17 protein-coding genes are annotated in these 17744 nt (G+C 70.8%); 6 read left to right on the top strand and 11 right to left on the bottom strand.

Translation table 11 applies throughout. The annotated features are described in order from the left end of the window. The first annotated feature begins 113 nt into the window (after positions 1-113). Together pknB and AC0NH5_RS19160 are read left to right on the top strand one after the other, a co-directional pair. Entirely contained in the window at positions 114-2105 is a 1992-nt protein-coding gene (gene pknB, locus AC0NH5_RS19165) for a Stk1 family PASTA domain-containing Ser/Thr kinase (RefSeq protein ID WP_474405517.1), read from the top strand. After that, positions 2096-2965 carry a deoxyribonuclease IV gene (locus AC0NH5_RS19160; protein ID WP_474405515.1) on the top strand — a complete coding sequence of 290 codons (870 nt, stop codon included), beginning with the start codon at positions 2096-2098 and terminating at the stop codon, positions 2963-2965. The genes pknB and AC0NH5_RS19160 overlap by 10 nt, the downstream gene beginning before the upstream one ends. On the opposite strand, the gene AC0NH5_RS19155 is transcribed toward AC0NH5_RS19160, so the two are convergent. The 5 genes from AC0NH5_RS19155 to AC0NH5_RS19135 form a co-directional block, all read right to left on the bottom strand. Next, positions 2953-3849, bottom strand: a complete 897-nt coding sequence (locus tag AC0NH5_RS19155; RefSeq protein ID WP_474405513.1) for an IPT/TIG domain-containing protein — start codon at positions 3847-3849, stop codon at positions 2953-2955. The genes AC0NH5_RS19160 and AC0NH5_RS19155 overlap by 13 nt on opposite strands. A 10-nt stretch (positions 3850-3859) precedes the next feature. Further along, on the bottom strand, positions 3860-5344 hold the full coding sequence (locus tag AC0NH5_RS19150) for an IPT/TIG domain-containing protein (protein WP_474405511.1): 1485 nt from the start codon (positions 5342-5344) through the stop codon (positions 3860-3862). A gap of 34 nt (positions 5345-5378) precedes the next feature. Then, positions 5379-6401, bottom strand: a complete 1023-nt coding sequence (locus AC0NH5_RS19145) for a threonine aldolase family protein (RefSeq protein ID WP_474405509.1) — start codon at positions 6399-6401, stop codon at positions 5379-5381. After that, positions 6394-7800 carry a class II 3-deoxy-7-phosphoheptulonate synthase gene (locus tag AC0NH5_RS19140; protein WP_474405507.1) on the bottom strand — a complete coding sequence of 469 codons (1407 nt, stop codon included), beginning with the start codon at positions 7798-7800 and terminating at the stop codon, positions 6394-6396. Before AC0NH5_RS19140 ends, AC0NH5_RS19145 begins: the two co-directional genes overlap by 8 nt. A gap of 66 nt (positions 7801-7866) precedes the next feature. Continuing rightward, positions 7867-9330: a glycosyl hydrolase family 18 protein gene (locus AC0NH5_RS19135; RefSeq protein WP_474405505.1), complete on the bottom strand. Its 1464-nt coding sequence runs from the start codon at positions 9328-9330 to the stop codon at positions 7867-7869. Positions 9331-9501: 171 nt separating this feature from the next. Here AC0NH5_RS19135 and AC0NH5_RS19130 point away from each other — a divergent pair, with 171 nt between their 5' ends. Both AC0NH5_RS19130 and AC0NH5_RS19125 read left to right on the top strand, forming a co-directional pair. Further along, positions 9502-10023: a glutathione peroxidase gene (locus AC0NH5_RS19130; RefSeq protein WP_474405503.1), complete on the top strand. Its 522-nt coding sequence runs from the start codon at positions 9502-9504 to the stop codon at positions 10021-10023. Further along, entirely contained in the window at positions 10020-10697 is a 678-nt protein-coding gene (locus tag AC0NH5_RS19125; protein WP_474405501.1) for a DUF429 domain-containing protein, read from the top strand. The genes AC0NH5_RS19130 and AC0NH5_RS19125 overlap by 4 nt, the downstream gene beginning before the upstream one ends. A 214-nt stretch (positions 10698-10911) precedes the next feature. On the opposite strand, the gene proC is transcribed toward AC0NH5_RS19125, so the two are convergent. The 5 genes from proC to AC0NH5_RS19100 all read right to left on the bottom strand — a co-directional run bounded on the left by proC (position 10912) and on the right by AC0NH5_RS19100 (position 15168). Then, complete coding sequence (gene proC / locus AC0NH5_RS19120) at positions 10912-11724, bottom strand: pyrroline-5-carboxylate reductase (protein WP_474405499.1); 813 nt, start codon at positions 11722-11724, stop codon at positions 10912-10914. Between the two features lie 164 nt (positions 11725-11888). Further along, on the bottom strand, positions 11889-12917 hold the full coding sequence (locus AC0NH5_RS19115) for a 6-phosphofructokinase (RefSeq protein ID WP_474405498.1): 1029 nt from the start codon (positions 12915-12917) through the stop codon (positions 11889-11891). A gap of 144 nt (positions 12918-13061) precedes the next feature. Then, positions 13062-13562 (bottom strand): pyridoxamine 5'-phosphate oxidase family protein, encoded by a 501-nt coding sequence (locus AC0NH5_RS19110; protein WP_474405496.1) that lies wholly within the window; start codon positions 13560-13562, stop codon positions 13062-13064. A 191-nt stretch (positions 13563-13753) separates the two neighbouring features. Beyond that, positions 13754-14251, bottom strand: coding sequence for a polyadenylate-specific 3'-exoribonuclease AS (locus AC0NH5_RS19105; RefSeq protein WP_474405494.1), 498 nt, complete (start codon positions 14249-14251; stop codon positions 13754-13756). A 62-nt stretch (positions 14252-14313) separates the two neighbouring features. Next, entirely contained in the window at positions 14314-15168 is an 855-nt protein-coding gene (locus tag AC0NH5_RS19100) for a phosphotransferase enzyme family protein (RefSeq protein ID WP_474405492.1), read from the bottom strand. 235 nt (positions 15169-15403) lie between these two features. On the opposite strand from AC0NH5_RS19100, the gene AC0NH5_RS19095 reads away from it, so the two are divergent. After that, the gene (locus AC0NH5_RS19095) at positions 15404-16090 is read left to right on the top strand and encodes a Crp/Fnr family transcriptional regulator (protein WP_474405490.1); all 687 of its coding nucleotides are present in this window, start codon (positions 15404-15406) and stop codon (positions 16088-16090) included. Here AC0NH5_RS19095 and AC0NH5_RS19090 read toward each other — a convergent pair. Beyond that, the gene (locus tag AC0NH5_RS19090) at positions 16064-16762 is read right to left on the bottom strand and encodes a lysophospholipid acyltransferase family protein (protein ID WP_474405488.1); all 699 of its coding nucleotides are present in this window, start codon (positions 16760-16762) and stop codon (positions 16064-16066) included. The two genes, AC0NH5_RS19095 and AC0NH5_RS19090, sit on opposite strands and share 27 nt — an antisense overlap. Before the next feature lie 143 nt (positions 16763-16905). On the opposite strand from AC0NH5_RS19090, the gene AC0NH5_RS19085 reads away from it, so the two are divergent. Continuing rightward, the gene (locus tag AC0NH5_RS19085) at positions 16906-17700 is read left to right on the top strand and encodes a DUF308 domain-containing protein (protein ID WP_474405486.1); all 795 of its coding nucleotides are present in this window, start codon (positions 16906-16908) and stop codon (positions 17698-17700) included. Positions 17701-17744 lie beyond the last annotated feature (44 nt).

Below are 17744 nucleotides of genomic sequence, written 5' to 3'. Positions count from 1 at the left end.
GCAGACCGGTCCTGAGAGAGTCGTCGCAGGTCACGCGGTTATGGGTACCCGTTTGGACTCAGCTGTGACATCCTGACTCACCCCCACCGGAAAGACACATACACTTCACGCCGATGGACACCACAGTCGCCGATACGTTGATCGGCACAACGATTGACGGGCGCTACCGGATCACCGGTCGCGTCGCCCGTGGTGGCATGGCGACCGTGTACCGGGCCACCGACGAGCGACTCGAGCGCACCGTCGCGCTGAAGATCATTCACCCGTCGCAGGCCACCAACGTCCAGTTCGTGGACCGGTTCACCGACGAGGCGAAGACGATCGCCCGGCTGACTCACCCCAACGTGGTCGCCGTCTATGACCAGGGCCGCCACCAGGGGCTCCCCTACCTGGTGATGGAGTTCGTGCAGGGCCGCACGCTGCGTGACCTGCTCAGCCAGCGGCACCGGCTGAGCCCGGTCGAGGCGCTGGCGATCCTGGAGCAGATGCTCGCGGCGATCGCCGCCGCGCACCGCGCCGGGCTCGTGCACCGCGACGTCAAACCGGAGAACGTGCTGGTCGCCGAGGCGCCCAGCGGCGGCACCGCGGACCTGGTCGACGCGGTGGTCAAGGTGGCCGACTTCGGTCTGGCCCGGGCCATCGAGGCGAGCACGGTCGACGAGTCGGGCCAGCTGATGGCGACGGTGGCCTACGTGGCTCCGGAGCTCGTGCAGACCGGCCAGGCCGACGCCCGCACGGACGTCTATTCGGCCGGCATCGTGCTCTTCGAGATGCTCACCGGCCGGGTGCCCTACGACGGGGCAGAACCGGTCGAGGTGGCCTGGCAGCACGTGGACAACGACGTGCCCGCCCCGTCGACCGTGGCGCCCGGCCTGCCGTCCGTGCTGGACCGGCTGGTCGCCCGCGCCACCCGCCGCGACCCGGGCGCCCGGCCCACCGACGCCGGTGCGCTGCTCGGCGAGGTGCAGGTGGTCCGTGAGGCGCTCGGCCCGGCGCACGTGGAGACGGCCCTGCTGCACCAGATCCCGTCCCGCCCGGCGGACGCCACCAGCATCGTGCCGGCGATCCAGGCCACCGACGCCACCGCTGTGGTGCCGCCGGTGCCCGCCGGCGGCACCTATCACGCTTCCCACCGGCCCTCCTGGGCCCGGCTGCCCGAGCAGGGCGGCGCCCGTCCCGCCGCGCCGCACCGCCGCGGCGCGGTGCCGGCCGGCGGCCTGGCCGGCTTCTTCGCCGACCGCCGCAAGGTGGTGCTGACGGCGCTGATCGCCGTGATGGCCCTGGTCGTCCTGGGCAGCACCTGGTGGGTCACCTCCGGGCGATACACGGAGACGCCCACGCTGACCAACCTGAGCCAGGCCGACGCGACGAGGCTCGCCGCGGACGGCGGCTTCAAGGTCGAGGTCGGCGACGGCAAGTTCAGCGACACGGTGCCCAAGGACGCGGTGGTCGAGCAGAATCCGGCCGCCACCGAGAAGATCGTCAAGGGTGACACCATCACGCTGATCCTGTCCCGCGGCCCCGAGGTCTACCCGGTGCCGGACGTGGTGGGTGTCGAGCTGACCCAGGCCAAGGCGGAGATGGAGAACCTCCGGCTGAAGGTCAAGGAAGGCAAGGCGCAATACAGCGACACCGCCCCCGAGGGCGTGGTGGTCGCCACCGACCCGAAGGCGGGCGATCAGGTCAAGCCCGGCGACACCGTCACGATCGTGCTGAGCAAGGGCAAGGCGCCGGTCACCGTGCCGAACCTGGTGGGGCAGAACATCAACGAGGTCCAGGGCAAGCTGCAGGAGCTCGGCCTGACCGCGCTCGAGCGCTCCAAGGAGAGCGACCAGCCGACCGACACGATCCTGGCCCAGTCGCTGACGCCGGGCACCGGTGTGGAGCGGGGCGCCGAGATCACCCTCGACGTCAGCAAGGGCCCGCCGTTCGTGGTCGTGCCGGACGTCAACAACCAGCCCTGCCAGCAGGCGCAGGCGACGCTCCAGGGTCTCGGCCTGCAGGTGTCCATCTTCGTGAACCCCAACGGCACGGTCCGCGGCCAGAACCCGGGGCCGAACACGCAGGTTCCCCCGCAGACCCAGGTGCAGCTGCAGTGCTTCTAGACCGCCGGATCGGATCGCACACGAAGACGGCGGGCGGGCTGGCCAAGGCCGCCCTCCCGTACGTGGACGCGGCAGGCTCCGAGACCCTCCAGGTGTACGTGTCCAACTCCCGTGGCTGGGCGCTTCCCCCGGGCGACCCGAAACAGGACACCCTCTTCCGGGACGGTTGCGGGGAACGGGAGATCCCGGCGTACATCCACGCGTCCCTGCTGGTGAACCTCGGCTCGCCGACCGGGCTGACGGTGGAGCGCTCGGTGGCGACGCTGGCGCACGCCCTGGACCGGGGCCGGGCGATCGGGGCGACCGCGGTGGTCTTCCACGCCGGCAGCTCGGTCGACGAGGCGCACGCCGACAAGGCGATGCACCAGCTGCACGAGTCGCTGCTGCCGCTGCTCGACCGCGCGGCCGCCGAGGGCCTCCCCCGGCTGCTGGTCGAGCCGAGCGCCGGCGGCGGGCGCAGCCTGGCGTCGAAGGTGCAGGACCTGTCGGCCTATCTGGAGGCGGTCGAGCACCACCCGTGGCTGGGCGTCTGCTTCGACACCTGTCACGCGTGGGCGGCCGGTCACGACCTGTCGACGCCTGAGGGCATGACCGGGACGCTGGACGCGCTGGTGGCCGCGACCGGGCCCGGGCGGCTGCAGCTGGTCCACGCGAACGACTCGAAGGACGAGTGCGGCTCGACCCGCGACCGGCACGAGTCGATCGGCAAGGGGCGGATCGGGGCGGCGCCGTTCGCGGCGTTGTTCACGCATCCGGCCACCGCCGGGGTGCCGGTCGTGGTGGAGACGCCCACCGAGGAGCACGAGGGCCACGCGGCGGACATCGCCCTGCTCAAGGACCTGCGTGGTCAGTCGGTGTAGGCGAAGGCCGACGCCGCCGTGAACCGGCTCGGTGTGCCGCTGCCCGCGACGAAGCGGACCCACACCGGGCCGGCCTGCGCGGCCGGCGGCACCACACACTCGAACGTCGTGCTCGCGCCGGTGCCCTTGGCCGTGCACGTCGCCGGGTTGTCGCCGAACGTGAAGCCGGTCGCGGCGGCGATGTTCACGCCGGCCACCCGGACGGTGACCTTCTTGCCTCCGACGACCGTGTCGTCCCGCGCCGACAGGTTGGTCACCACGGGTGCGACAGTCACGGTGGCCGGCTCGCCGGCGATCGTGTCGTGCACGACGGTGAGCTGCGTCTCCTCCACCGTGGAGGGCGGCATGACGACCCTCACGTGGCCGGCGTCGACGTAGCTGGTGGGGAGCGGGGTCCGGCCCATGGTCACGCCGACGCGCTCGGCGGCGAACGCCCGGGCGTCGGCGCCGACCGTTCCGCCGGTGATCTCGAGGATCATCGGCCCGCCGTTGGCCCGGGCCGCCGGGTCGCCGGTGACGTCGATGCCGAGCGGCGACCGATAGGTGAGGCCGGCTTGGGTGCTCGGCACGTTGGCGCCGGTGGAGGAGGTGACCGACACCGCGGCCACACCGTTCACGCCGGCCGGGGCGACCGCGGTGATCTTGCCGGAGGACAAGACGGTGACCGAGGACGCGGGCCGACCGCCGATGGTCACGGAGTTCACCCCGGTGAGGTTGGAGCCGGTGATGGTCATCGTGGCCCCGCCCGCCGTACTGATCTTGGCCGGGAGAACCGCGGAGACGAACGGGACCGGCGCCGGAGCCGGAGCGGCGGAGGCGGCCGCGGAGACGGACACACCGGCCGCGACGATGGCGACGCCGGCGAACGCAACGGATTTCTTCACTGTCGCTTCCTCAGTCGATGTCGGTGTAGCTGAAGGTGGCGGGTGCGGTGAACCGGCTCGTCGTGCCGTCGGCGGTGAAGCTGACCCACACCGGGCCGGCCTGCGCGGCAGGCGGCACCACGCAGACGAAGACCAGCGCCCTGCCGGTGCCCTGCGGTGTGCAGTCGGCCGGGTTGTCGCCGAACCGGAAGCCGGTGGCCGTCGCCGACCCGGGACCGGCCACCTTCACGGTGACCGCCTTGCCGCCGGCGACCGTGTCGGTGGGCGCCGAGAGCGCGACCACCACCGGGTCCACCGCAACCGTGGTGGCCGGCCCGGGGACGGTGTCGTGCACCAGCCGCAGCGTCGCCGACTCGGTGGTCAGCACGGGCAGCGTCACGCTCAGGTGCGTGGGATCGACGTAGGTGGCGGCGAGCCTGCTGGTGCCGACCATCACGCTGACTGCCCGGGCGCTGAACTCCTTGGCATCGGCGCCCAGGGTCCCACCGGTGACCGTCAACAGCGCCGGAGCGCCACCGGCCTTCAGGGCGAGGCCACCGGACTCGTCGACGCCGAGCGGTGCCCGGTATGCGACCCGCGCCTGCACGGTGTCGACACTGGCGCCCGCGGACGTGCTCACCCGGACCGCGGCGATCCCGTCGGCGTTCGCCGGCGCGACGGCCGTGATCTGGGTGGCCGAGACGATCGTGAACGAATCTGCCGGGACACCGCCGAAGGTCACCGCGGCGGGGTCGGCGGAGTCCACGCCGAGAAAGCCGGTGCCGGCGATCCGGACGGTCACGCCGCCCTCCGTGCTGACCTTGGCCGGGGTGACTCCGGCGACCGCCGGGACATAATCCACGGTCGAGGTGGAGAGCGGCCCGCCGAAGCCGTCGTGGAAGAGCTGCAGCCTCGCGGCGCCGGCCCGGGTGGTCGCCGGAGCAGTGACCTCCACGGTGGCCTGGTCCACGTAGGCGACCTTGGCGGTCAGCCCGCCCACCTTCGCGGTGATCTTCAGGGCGCTGAACGCCGGCGCCGAGAGGCCGACAGTTCCCCCGGTCACCGCGACCCGGAATCGGGTGTTCCCGGTCGCGCCGACGGTCATGCTGTCGAACGCGGCACCCAGGCTCATGCGGTAACCGAACTTGGTGGCGACGGCGCCGTCACCGGTGGTCACGGTGAGCATGACGGTGCCGAGCACGCCGGGCGGAGCGACCACGATGAGCCGGGTGTCACTCAGCGGTACGAACCGGGGCGACGGCACGTCGCCGAACGTGACCGCGGAGGTGCTCCCCAGGTTGGCGCCGAGGATCTCGACGACCGTGCCACCCTGGACGTCGCCCAGCGCGGGCGTCACCTTCGTCATCTTCGGCGCGGTGCTCAGGGTCTGGATCGGATGGGACCGGGCCACCGAGAACGCGGCGCTCGGCTGAAGAACGGTGAGGGTGCCGCCGACGACGACGGCAGCGGTGGCGGCCAGTGCGGTGGCCCTGCGGGCGCGGAATGAGTTCGTCATGGCGAGGCCACCTATCGGCGGCAACGCCGTGACATCAAGTATTCAGGAGCTCATTTATCGTGGCGATCGCGTGGTCGACGGCATCGTCGTCCAGGTCGAGGTGGGTCACCAGGCGGGCGGTGCGCGGCAGCATGGCGGCGAGGAACACGCCCCGCTCCGCGGCCTCGGCGGCCAGGGTGGGCGCGTCCAGGGCCGACTTGGACAGGTCCAGCGGCACCAGGTTGGTGCGGACCCGATCAGGGTCCACCACCCCGAACCGGGCCAGCGCCGTGGCGATCCGGTGTGCCCGCTCGTGGTCCTCGGCCAGCCGCCGGATGTGGTGGTCCAGGGCGTACCGGCCGGCGGCGGCGAGGATGCCGACCTGCCGCATCCCGCCGCCCATCCGCTTGCGGAGCACCCGGGCCCGCGCGATCCGCTCGCGGTCGCCGATGACCAGCGAGCCGATCGGGGCGCCGAGACCCTTGGAGAGGCAGACCGAGAGTGTGTCGAAGAGGGCGCCGTACTCGGCGAGGGGCACCCCGTCGGCGACGTGGGCGTGCCAGATCCGGGCGCCGTCGCAGTGCAACGCCACCCGGTGCGCGTCGGCGACCGCGCGCAGGTCCCGCAGCACCGAGAGGCTGACGACCCCGCCGCCACCCAGGTTGTGGGTCTGCTCGACGGCGATCGCGGCGGTCGGCACCGACGGGTACCCGGCCGGCCGGATCATCGCGGCGATCCGGTCCACGTCCAGGGCGGCGCCGTACGACGGCCAGGTGCGCGTCGAGATCCCGCCGAGCGCGGCCGCGGCGCCCACCTCATAGGTGACCACGTGCGCGTCCGACCCGGCGAGCAGCTCCCCGCCGGGCGGGACCAGCAGCTGGAGCGCGATCTGGTTGGCCATCGTCCCGGACGGGGCGAACAGCGCCGCCTCGTGCCCGAAGAGCGCCGCGACGTGGTTCTCCAGGGCGTTGACCGTCGGGTCGTCCCCGAAGACGTCGTCACCCACCGCGGCGGTCGCCATCGCCTCACGCATGCCCCTGGTGGGGCGGGTGACGGTGTCCGAACGCAGGTCAGCCACGCAGCATCTCCGCCACGAGGAAGGCCAGCTCCAGACTCTGCTGGGTGTTCAGCCGCGGGTCGCAGGCGGTCTCGTACCGATCCGGCAGGTCGAGGTCCGCGATGCCCTGGGCACCGCCGAGGCACTCGGTGACGTCCTCACCGGTCAGCTCGATGTGGATGCCGCCGGGGTGCGTCCTCAGGCCCCGGTGCACCTCGAAATAACCGAGCACCTCGTCGACCACCCGGTCGAAGTGGCGCGTCTTGTATCCGTTCGACGACTCGTGGGTGTTGCCGTGCATCGGGTCGCACTGCCAGACGACCTTGGCGCCGGAGGCGTGCACCTTCTCCACGATCGGCGGGAGGGCGTCGCGGACCTTGCCGTTGCCCATCCGGCTGATCAGGGTGAGCCGGCCGGGGATGTTCGACGGGTTGAGTTTCTCGCAGAGCTCCAGCGCGGTCTCCGGCGAGGTGCCGGGGCCGAGCTTCACGCCGATCGGGTTGGAGATCCGGCTGATGAAGTCGATGTGCGCGTGGTCGAGCTGCCGGGTGCGCTCGCCGATCCAGAGGAAGTGACCGGACAGGCCGTAGGCGCGGCCGTCGGAGACCCGGGTGAGTGCCCGGTCGTACTCCAGGGCCAGGGCCTCGTGCGAGCAGTACAGGCTGACGGTGCGCAGCGCCTCGCTCTCGGTCATGCCGCAGGCGCGGATGAAGTCGAGGGCGCGGTCGATCTCGCGGGCGATCGCTTCGTAGCGCTCACCGGCCGGCGAGGCGCGGACGAAGTCCTTGTTCCAGTCGTGCAGGCCGTGCAGGTCGGCGAGGCCGCCCGCGAGGTACGCCCGGAGCATGTTCATCGCGGCCGCCGAGTTCGCGTACGCCCGGATCATGCGCTGCGGGTCGGCGACCCGGGCCGCCTCGTTCGCGTCCAGCGAGTTGATCAGGTCGCCCCGGTACGCCGGGAGCCCCAGCGAGTCGGTCATCGACGAGCGCGGCTTCGTGTACTGCCCCGCGACCCGGGCCACCTTCACCACCGGCATCGAGGCGCCGTAGGTCAGCACCACGGCCATCTGCAGCAGCGTGCGGGCGTTGGCGAGCAGGTGGCTCTCGGTGTTGTCGGCGAAGGTCTCGGCGCAGTCGCCGCCCTGGAGCAGGAAGGCCCGGCCCTCGCACACCTCGGCGAGCCGGTGGCGGAGTTGATCCACCTCGTACGGCGCGACGATCGACGGGACGTTGTCGAGGACCTTGCAGACCTCGGCCACCTCGTCCATGTCCGGCCAGGGCGGCATCTGCACCCGCGGCAGGGTGCGCCAGTGATCGAGACCGAGTGCTTCGTCCTCGGCGGAGTCGGTGGACGGGCGGGAGGTCTGCAGGGACTGATTGCCCACTCCCGGGTGACTGAGCTGATGCCACTCACGGCGCATAACGTCAAAGCCTACGGAAGAGGGGCACCAGGCCTGCGCCCGGTGCCCCTCGTCTCATCAGATGACTTACAGGTTGTTCTTGATGGCGGTGATCAGCTCGCCGTTGGTGGTGTCACCGGAGAGCTCCCAGAAGAACGCGCCGCCGAGACCCTGGTTCTTCGCGTAGGTCATCTTGCCGGCGATGGTCGACGGGGTGTCGTAGCTCCACCAGTTGCCGCCGCAGAGGGCGTACGCCGTGCCCGCGACGGTGCTGGTGGCCGGGCACTTGGTCTTGAGGACCTTGTAGTCCTCGATGCCCGCCTCGTAGGTGCCCGGGGCCGCGCCGGTCGCCGAGCCGCCCGGGGCGGCCTGGGTGACGCCGGTCCAGCCGCGGCCGTAGAAGCCGATGCCGAGCAGGATCTTGCTGGCCGGAACGCCCTTGCTCTTCAGCTTCTGCACTGCCGCGTCGGAGTTGAAGCCGGCCTGCGGGATGCCGTTGTACGAGGTCAGCGGCGAGTGCGGGGCCGTCGGGCCCTGCGCGGCGAACGCGCCGAAGTAGTCGTACGTCATCGGGAAGATCTTGTCCATCTTCTGCGCCGCGGTGGCGTAGTCGGTGGCGTCGATCTTGCCGCCGTTGGAGCCGTCGGCGGTGATGGCGGCGGTGATCAGAGCGCTCGAGCCGAACTTGCTGCGCAGCGCGGTGATCACGTTGTTGAACGCGTTCGGGCCGCTGGTGTCGCAGGTCAGGCCACAGGCGTTCGGGTACTCCCAGTCGATGTCGATGCCGTCGAAGACGTCCGCCCAGCGCGGGTCCTCGACCAGCTTGTGGCAGGAGTCGGCGAAGGCGGCCGGGTTCTTGGCGGCCTCGGTGAAGCCACCGGACCAGGTCCAGCCACCGACCGAGTAGATCACCTTGAGGTGCGGGTGCTTCTTCTTCAGCTTGCGGAGCTGGTTGAACGAGCCACGCAGCGGCTGGTCCCAGGTGTCCGCGACGCCGTCGACGCTCTCGCCCGCGGTGTACGCCTTCTCGTAGTCGGCGTAGGAGTCACCGATCGAGCACCGGCCGCCGGTGGTGTTGGCGAACGCGTACAGGATGTGGGTGAGCTTCGAGGCCGAGCCCGAGGTGTCGATGTTCTTGACGTGGTAACCGCGGCCGTAGACGCCCCACTCGGCGAAGTAGCCGACGACCCACTTGTCACCGGTCGGCGGGTTCGTCGTGGGCGGGGTGGTCGGCGGCGTCGTGGGCGGGGTGGTGGGCGGAGTCGTCGGCGGCGTGGTCGGCGGCGTGGTGGGGCCGGTGCCGCAAGGGCCGTTGTCGATCCAGACAGCCCACTGGCTGCTGTTCGTCGCCGGGGACTCGTTCTGCGTCCACCACTTGGCGGTGTAGTTCTTGCCGTTCTGCGAGGCGACGTTGTCCTTCACATAAACGGCGGATGCGCTCCAGGCGGGGGCACAAGCGGCGGCCGCCGACGCCGACATGGTCGGGACGGCGATGCCGCTCGCAACCATGACTGCGCCGACGAAGATCGCCCTTCGGGCGGATTTCTGCACGGGGGTGTCTCCTCAACAGTTAGGAAACTTTCCAAAGAGAGGGTTGAAGAGACGGTAGTCACATCGATTAACAACAGTCAAGCCAGGTGAACAGCTTTAAGGTCCGTTTAACATCGAACGACCGGCCGCGACGGCGTGCATTCGCGCGGACACTGCGCGTAGTCTTTCGTCATGACCATCTTCGACGTCGACATCGACGCCCTCACCGGTGGCCCGACCGAATTGGACCGTTACCGCGGGTCGGTCGTACTGGTGGTCAATGTGGCCTCACGCTGCGGCATGACCCCGCAGTACGCCGGATTGCAGACCCTCTACGAGACCCACCGTGACCGCGGTCTGGTCCTCGTCGGCGTGCCGTGCGACCAGTTCGGCGGACAGGAGCCGGGCACCGCCGGCGAGATCGCCGAGTTCTGCTCGACCACCTACGGCGTGACCTTCCCGATGACCGAGAAGGTCGAGGTCAACGGGGCCGGCCGGCACCCGCTCTACCGCGAGCTGGTCGGTGCCGGCGACGACATCCAGTGGAACTTCGAGAAGTTCGTGGTCGCGCCGGACGGCACGGTCGCGGCCCGGTTCGGCCCCCGCACCACGCCGGACGACGGCGAACTGGTAGCAACGATCGAGAAGCTTCTTCCCCCATCCGACCGCCCCGCCACCGCCCCTGACCGGACTGAAGACCCATTCCTTCAATGAGCGTCAACGTCATCGGGGTCGACGCGTACGCGCTCGGCTGGGTCGGCGTCGAGCTGCGCGACGGCGCCTTCGGCCGGGCGGTGCTGGCCGCCACGCTCTACGAGATCGTCGCCGGAAGCTCCGGAGCGGCGGTGATCGGCGTCGACATCCCCCTCGGCATGCTCCCCGACCGCTGGCGCGCGGCCGACACCCTCGCCGCCGACCAACTGGGCCCGCGCCGCAGCAGCGTCTTCCGGGTGCCGCCGCGCGCCGTCTGGGACGAACAGGACTTCGCCTCGGCCAACCGACTCTGCCGGGAACTCACCGGCGCCGGCCTGAGCCGCCAGTCCTGGGCGCTGCGCCCCAAGCTGCTCGAGGCCAACGCGATCTGGCAGCGCCATCCGGGGCTGCTCTTCGAGGCGCACCCCGAGGTGTCGTTCCGCACGATGGCGGGTGAGCCCCTCGCGCACGCCAAGAAGACGTGGAGCGGCCAGCAGCGGCGCCGGGAACTGCTCGCCCGCAACGGCATCGTGCTGCCGGACCGTCTCGGCCCGGCCGGTCAGGCGCCGCCGGACGACATCCTGGACGCGGCGGCCGTCGCCTGGACCGCCCATCGCGTCGCGACGGGCACCGCCCTCAGCCACCCTAGTCCTCCGGAAGAGGACAACGGCAGCAAGATAGCCATCTGGTACTAGAAAGACCCTTTTATCGTACGATCGATGCCCAGTCCCGTGCCTACCCCGCGACCTCGCTGCCACCCGAGCCCGTGCCGCGACCGCCGGGCTGAGCTGCCCCCTCCAGCGTGTGAACTTCAGGTGCGTTCCGCACCCCAACTTCACACACTGCCTGTGCACGGCCCGCGTGTGTGAAGTCGGGGTTCGATTCGCACCCCAACTTCACACGCGGGGGTCAGCGGGACTGGCCGGCGATCTCCTGGGCGCGGTCGCGGGCGGCCTCGAGGGCGTCCAGCAGAGCGGCGCGCAGGCCGTGCTTCTCCAGCTCGCGGAGCGCGGCGGCGGTGGTGCCGGCCGGCGACGTGACGGCCTCGCGCAGCTTCACCGGGTGGTCGCCGGAGTCGCGCAGCATGGCGGCCGAACCGACGGCGGTCTGCACGATCAGCTCGTGCGCCGTCTGCCGGGGCAGGCCGAGCAGCACACCGGCCTCGATCATCGCCTCGGCGAACAGGTAGAAGTAGGCCGGACCCGAGCCGGACAGCGCGGTCAGCGCGTCCTGCTGCTTCTCCGGCACCCGGACGGTGGCGCCGAGCGGCCGGAACAGCTCCTCGGCGATCGTCAGGTGCTCCTCGGTCGCGTGCGCGCCCGGCGAGATCCCGCTCATCGCCTCGCCGACCATCGCCGGGGTGTTGGTCATCACCCGCACCACCGGGGTGCCCTCCGGCAGGCGGGCGGCGAAGAAGCTCGTCGGAAGGCCGGCGCAGAGCGACACGACCAGTTTGTCGGCGGTGACCCCGGCGCGGATCTCGTCGAGCAGCACCCCGGCGTCCTGGGGCTTCACCCCGACGGCCAGGATCCCGGCGCGTTCGGCCGCCTCGGCGTTGCTGACGACCGCCACGCCGTACTTCTCGCTCAGCTCGGCCCCGCGCTCGGCGCGCCGGGCGGTGACCAGCACCCGCGAGGCCGGCCGGCCGGCGCGCAGCAGGCCCGCCAGCACCAGCTCGCCCATCTTGCCGGCGCCCAGAACCGCGACGGTGTGTTCGGCCAACGCGCACTCCTCGATACTTCGGTTTCGCTTCACCGGCGACGGGATGGGCGAAAGGGGCCGGGAACGGGTCCCGGCCCCTTTCATCGAATCAGCCGAACGCGGCCCGAACCAACCGGACGCGCCCGGATCAACCGGCGCGGCCCGAACGAGCCGGGCCGGCCGGCTCAGTTACCGAAGAAGACCTCGGCCTCTTCGTAGCGCTCCAGCGGAACGGTCTTCAGCTCGCCGGTACCGTCGATCAGCGGGACCCGGACGATGTCGGTGCCGCGCAGCGCCATCATCTTGCCGAAGTCGCCCTCGTGCACGGCGTCGATCGCCTGCAGGCCGAAGCGGGTGGAGAGCACCCGGTCGAACGCGGTCGGGGTGCCACCGCGCTGGATGTGACCGAGGACGACCGTGCGGGCCTCCTTGCCGGTCTTCTCCTCCAGCTGCTCGGCGAGCCACTGGCCGATGCCGCCGAGGCGGACGTGGCCGAACGAGTCGAGCTCCTGGTTGTGCAGGACCATCTGGCCGTCCAGCGGCTGGGCGCCCTCGGCGACCACGACGATCGGCGCGTACTCCACCTGGAAGCGCTTGGTCACGTAGGTGGCGACCTGCTCGACGTCGAACTTGCGCTCGGGCAGCAGGATCACGTTCGCGCCACCGGCGAGGCCGGCGTGCAGGGCGATCCAGCCGGCGTGCCGGCCCATGACCTCGACGACCAGGGTGCGGTGGTGCGACTCGGCGGTGGTGTGCAGCCGGTCGATGGCCTCCATCGCGATGTTGACCGCGGTGTCGAAGCCGAAGGTGTAGTCGGTGGCGTTCAGGTCGTTGTCGATCGTCTTCGGGACGCCGACCACGTTCACGCCCAGGTCGTGCAGCTTGGTGGCGACGCCGAGGGTGTCCTCGCCGCCGATCGCGACCAGCGCGTCCACACCCTGCTCGGCCAGGTTGGCCTTGATCTTCTCGACGCCGCCCTCGATCTTGAAGGGGTTGGTCCGGGAGGAACCGAGGATGGTGCCGCCGCGCGGCAGGATGCCGCGGACCTCCGCGATCCCCAGCGGCTTCGTCAGACCCTCGAGCGGGCCCTTCCAGCCGTCGCGGAACCCGACGAACTCGTGGCCGTACGCCGTGACGCCCTTGCGGACCACGGCCCGGATGACCGCGTTGAGACCGGGGCAGTCGCCGCCACCGGTGAGCACGCCGATACGCATTTTTCTTCCCCCTGGATCGGGTCGCTAGATGCGGATAGCCCGTGCGATCCCCCGGGGAGCCAATCAGCGGCAGCGTTGCCGGGCCAGGGGCGGGCCGCAACCGGCACTCTAGTCGCCGCCCCGGACCCGGTCGAAGCCGCCCCGCTAAAGCCGGACCGTTTCGTTCTCCCCAGCGTCCGGGGTCTTTCCGGTCACCGCGGCCTTGACGAACCCGAGCGCAGTGACGACCTTCGAGCTGTGCGCCGACTCCCAGTACTCGGCGGTCTGGGCGGTCACCTTCACCAGCGTGAGGTTCGGTGTGTCGAGGCCGTCCGGGAACCACGCCTTCAGCACCGGGCTCCACAGCTCCTCGGCCTTGGCCCGGTTCTCCACCTGCGAGGCGGCGCCGGCGATGGAGATCCAGTTGTTCTGCTTGGAGTCGCTGAACGCGACGTTCACCTGCGGGTGGTGGTTGATCTGCTCCACCAGGTCCGAGTCGGCGTAGGTGAAGAACCACAGGTCGCCGTCGAACTCGACCTCCTGCAACGCCATCGGCCGGCTGACGTGCCGCATGTCCTCGGTCATCGTGGTCAGCATGCAGATCTTCGCGTCCGCGACCATCGACCTGACCTTGTCGCGCCGTTCCTGCTCCGTCGTCGCAGTCATGACTCACCTCCGCAATTAGGTCCTCCCCGCCTTCTGCCCTGGCCGTCCGCCCCCAAACAAAGGGGTGAGCCCGACCCGGCAGGCAGCCCGGCGGTCGCCGGACGGTCCGGACCGGCGACCAGGCCGCGGGGTGGCCCCGGGCAGCCCTGGCTGCGGTGGGGTCGCGATGGTGCGTACCAGAAAGGTGGTGGTCAGACCTTGGTGGTCATGGTCTGCCAGCGGGCCAGGTTGTGGCGGGCGTCGACCAGGGCGTCGTGGCGGCCGGCCATCTCGGGCAGCGGGGGGCGGCCGAGGTCGTCCCAGCGCTGGCGCAGGTCCTTGGTGAAGCGGGGGATCTCCCGGGGCAGCGCCGGCATCGCCCCCCAGAGCTGGGCCAGGGCGACGTGGTCGTAGGCGGCGTACCACGCCCAGAGCTCCATCTGCTCGGAGCGGCCGCGGAGGGGCTCGACCAGGAACTCGTAGAGGTCGTCGCGGATCCGCTCGCGGCTGCGCCAGGCCTTGTCGGACGGTGAGGGCAGCTTGTCGAGGACGTTGCGGCGCACCCAGGGCACCGCACGGGTGTCGTCGAACTCGGTGCTGACCGCGTAGAACTCGCGGCCGAACTCGTCGACGACACCGATCGAGACGAGGTCTACGGTGCGACCGTCCTCGATGAACTCACAGTCATAAAAGTAGCGATAGACCCCCATCCGACCTCCCCACCCACCACCCATAAAGGGCCTGAAGACTGACGGCCTATCCTCGCCCATCGTCATGAAGGCATGGACTCCAGGGCCTCCCGCGCCGCTTGCAGCGCTTCCGGACAGCCGTACCGGGAGGCCCGGTCGGCCTGCACGGCCCAGCGCAGGCGCAGCATCACCGGGAGCGCGGCATCCAACTCGTCCGGGCTCACCGGGCCGGCCGCGCCGTACGCCTCCAGCAGCTCGGCCGCCCGGTCCAAGCCGCCGGCGTAGGTGATGGCGGCCGCCACGTCGTACGCCAGCGGGCCGGTGCCCGAGGCGCCGCAGTGCAGCAGGCCGAGGCGCCCGGTGTCCGGGTCGAGGACGAAGGCGTCCGGTGCCGGGTCGCCGTGCAGCACCCCGTAGGTGAGCTGGTCGGTGACGGTGAGCCGGGTGGCCGCGGTGACCGCCGTGGTGACCGCGGCGCGCACCCAGGGCTCGGCGCCGGCATGCACCGCGTCCGGGTCGAGCAGCTGCCAGGGCCGCAGGCCGGGGTGCCGGAAGTCCTGCAGGGCGCGGTGCACGGCACCCAGACGGGCGCCCCAGAACTGCTGGTCGAGGGGGTTACGACTGTCAAGATGCCGGCCCGGCAGGCGGCGCAGCACGGCCAGGGCGCCGTGCGGGGTGTCCACGGTCAGGCCGCCGCTCAGCGTGCGGATCGGCTCGCCCGCGTCGATGCGGGCCGCCCGCAGGTGCTCGGCGGCGATCAGGCCGGCCTCCATGGACGGCCGGGCCACGCTCTCGCCCAGCCGGGCCACGTAGTGGTCGGGGCCCGCGCTGATCTCCCAGCCGCGGGACATCACCGTCGGCGGCTGCTCGGCGATCTCGGACGGGACAAGGTGCCACTGGTCGCGCAGCGTCGATCGAAGAAGCTCATCATCCGGCACGGCGGGATTATCTCGACACATGCCGCTAATGAGACGGACACCCTGGGCGACAATCACGGAAGGCAATGGGCGGTTTACAGAACGCTACCGAAGCGACATGATCGTACGGGGTGAGCTTCGATGTCCGGGCAGGAATGGCGCTCGAGGCACGCTTCGTGCTATTAGTGATCGTTCGCGTCGTGGGGCCGGCGCCGGCCGGATCGACGCGGGTCCCCATCGGGGGAGGGATAACGCCGTGGACCATCGCCTGCCGGACAACGGCGACGCACTGACCGGCGTGGACATGTTCGCCGGGCTCGAGCCGGACGTTCGGCAACGGGTCATCGCGGCAGCAGTACCACGCCACTATCGCAAGGGACAGATCCTCTTCGTCGAACACGACCCCGGGGATTCGCTCATCATCATGAAACGCGGCGCCGTCGCGGTCTTCCGCACCGCGCCGACCGGTGAGCGCGCCGTGCTCACCGTGGTTCGCCCGCCGGACGTGCTCGGCGAGGTGTCCCTCCTGGACGCGTCCACCCGCAGCGCCTCCGCCGAGGCGATCGAGGATTCCCAGGCGCTCTCGCTGTCCCGGGCCGCGTTCATGGACCTGGTCCACTCGAACCCGCGCATCCTCGACGCCGTGATGCGCTCGGTCGGCGGCCTGATCCGCCGGCTCACCGAGCAGAACGCCGACCACGTCTTCCTGGATCTGCCCGGCCGGGTCGCCAAGACCCTGGTCCGGCTCTCCGGGGAGAGCCAGGCGCCGATGATCACCATCGAGCTCAACCAGAGTCAGCTGGCCGAGATGGCCGGCGGTTCGCGGCAGAGCGTGAACCAGGCGATCGGCTCGTTCGCCAGCCGGGGCTGGCTGCGCACCGAGGGCCGCCGGATCGTGGTCACCGACGTCCAGGCGTTACGCCGTCGGGCCGGCATGAGTTGAGGCCGGGGCCTTCAGGGTGGAGGCGTAGACGTCGACGTACTCCCGGCCGGACAGCGCCATCAGCTCGTACATGATCTCGTCGGTGATCGCGCGCTCGACGAAGCGGTCGCCGCGCTGGGCGGCGTACCGGGAGAAGTCGAGCGGCGCGCCGATCCGGATCCGAACCCGCTTCACCGACGGGATCAGCGTGCCGGTCGGCTGGATCTCGTCGGTGTTGAGCAGCGCCACCGGCACCACCGGGGCGCCGCTCTCCAGCGCGAGCCGGGCCACCCCGGTCTTGCCGCGGTAGAGCCGCCCGTCCGGCGAGCGGGTGCCCTCCGGGTAGATCCCGGCGACATTGCCCTCCTTCAGGACGCGCAGCAGCGTGTCCAGGGCCGCCTGCGCGGCCTCGCCACCCGAACGGTCCACCGGGATCGTCCCCGCGCCGGTGAAGAACATCCGGGAGAGCCATCCCTTGATCCCCTTGCCGGTGAAGTATTCGGCCTTGGCGACGAAGGTCACTTTCCGCTTCATGATCAGCGGGGTGAAGATCGAGTCGGAGAAGGAGAGATGGTTGCAGGCGAGGATCACCGGACCGGACCGGGGAACGTTCTCCAGGCCTTCCACCTTGGGGCGGAAGACCAGCCTGAGCAGCGGTCCGAGGATGACCAACTTCAGCAGCCAGTAGAACACTGACGTCCTTTCAGCGGATGCCACCGTGCGTCCGGGGCGGAGAAAGCGTACGAAGCGGGGGCGGCACGCCACAATCGCACTCCCGCAACAGGCGCCTGCCGTGTCACCATTCAAGGCACGGTCGGCAAGGGGGGTGTGCATCGGTGACTACGGGTGGCGCCCGTCGCGGGCGGCGCGACAACGGACTCGACGCCGCTGACTACGCGGCGGCGGGGGACGTGGATCCACGGGTCGGCGAGCACCTGCTCGACGTGCTCGCGGCTGGTGGCATCGCGGCGTACCTGCAGCCGACCGCGGACCAGAACCCCATCCTGCGGGCCACCACCCTGCCCGCGCGGCCGACCGACCGGCTGTTCGTGGACCGGACCCGGCTGGACACCGCCCGCGAGCACCTGCAGAAGGTGACCGGGGGCGCGCTGCCCACCCCACCGCCGGCGGATCCACGGCCGCAGGCCGAGGTGGACGCCGAGTGGGCCAAGATCATTTCCGGGTTCCACACCACCCAGGACGACGGCTCCGCGCCCTGGCCGTCGACGGAGAACGTCGACCCGCAGCAGGAGCCGCCCCGGCCGGGCCGCCCGGTGACCGAGGAGGGCACACCGCTCAACCGGCGGCGCACCGACCCGCAGGAGCCGTCGATCCTGTACGGGCTGGACACCTTCGGCACCGACCTGCCCGACGAGGACTACGGCGACGACGACAGGTACATCCCGCCCCCGCCCCCGCCGATACCCCGCATCTCGAAGTACGCGGTGGCCGGCGTGCTCGGCGTGGTGCTGGGTTTCGTGCTCTTCCTCTTCCCCGGGCTGCTCCCGCTCGACTCGCACCTGGTGTCGCTGATCGGCTTCTCGGCGATCGTCGGCGGCGCGGTCACCCTGGTCTGGCGGCTGCGCTCGGGCGATGACGACGACGAGTTCGACGACGGCGCCGTGGTGTGAAGTTCGGGTGCGTATCACACCCGAACTTCACACACTACGAGCGC

The sequence above is a fragment of the Actinoplanes sp. 13 genome (assembly GCF_056134165.1).
The sequence above is the reverse complement of the archived record's forward strand: the minus strand, read 5'-3'. Positions and strand labels throughout refer to the sequence as shown.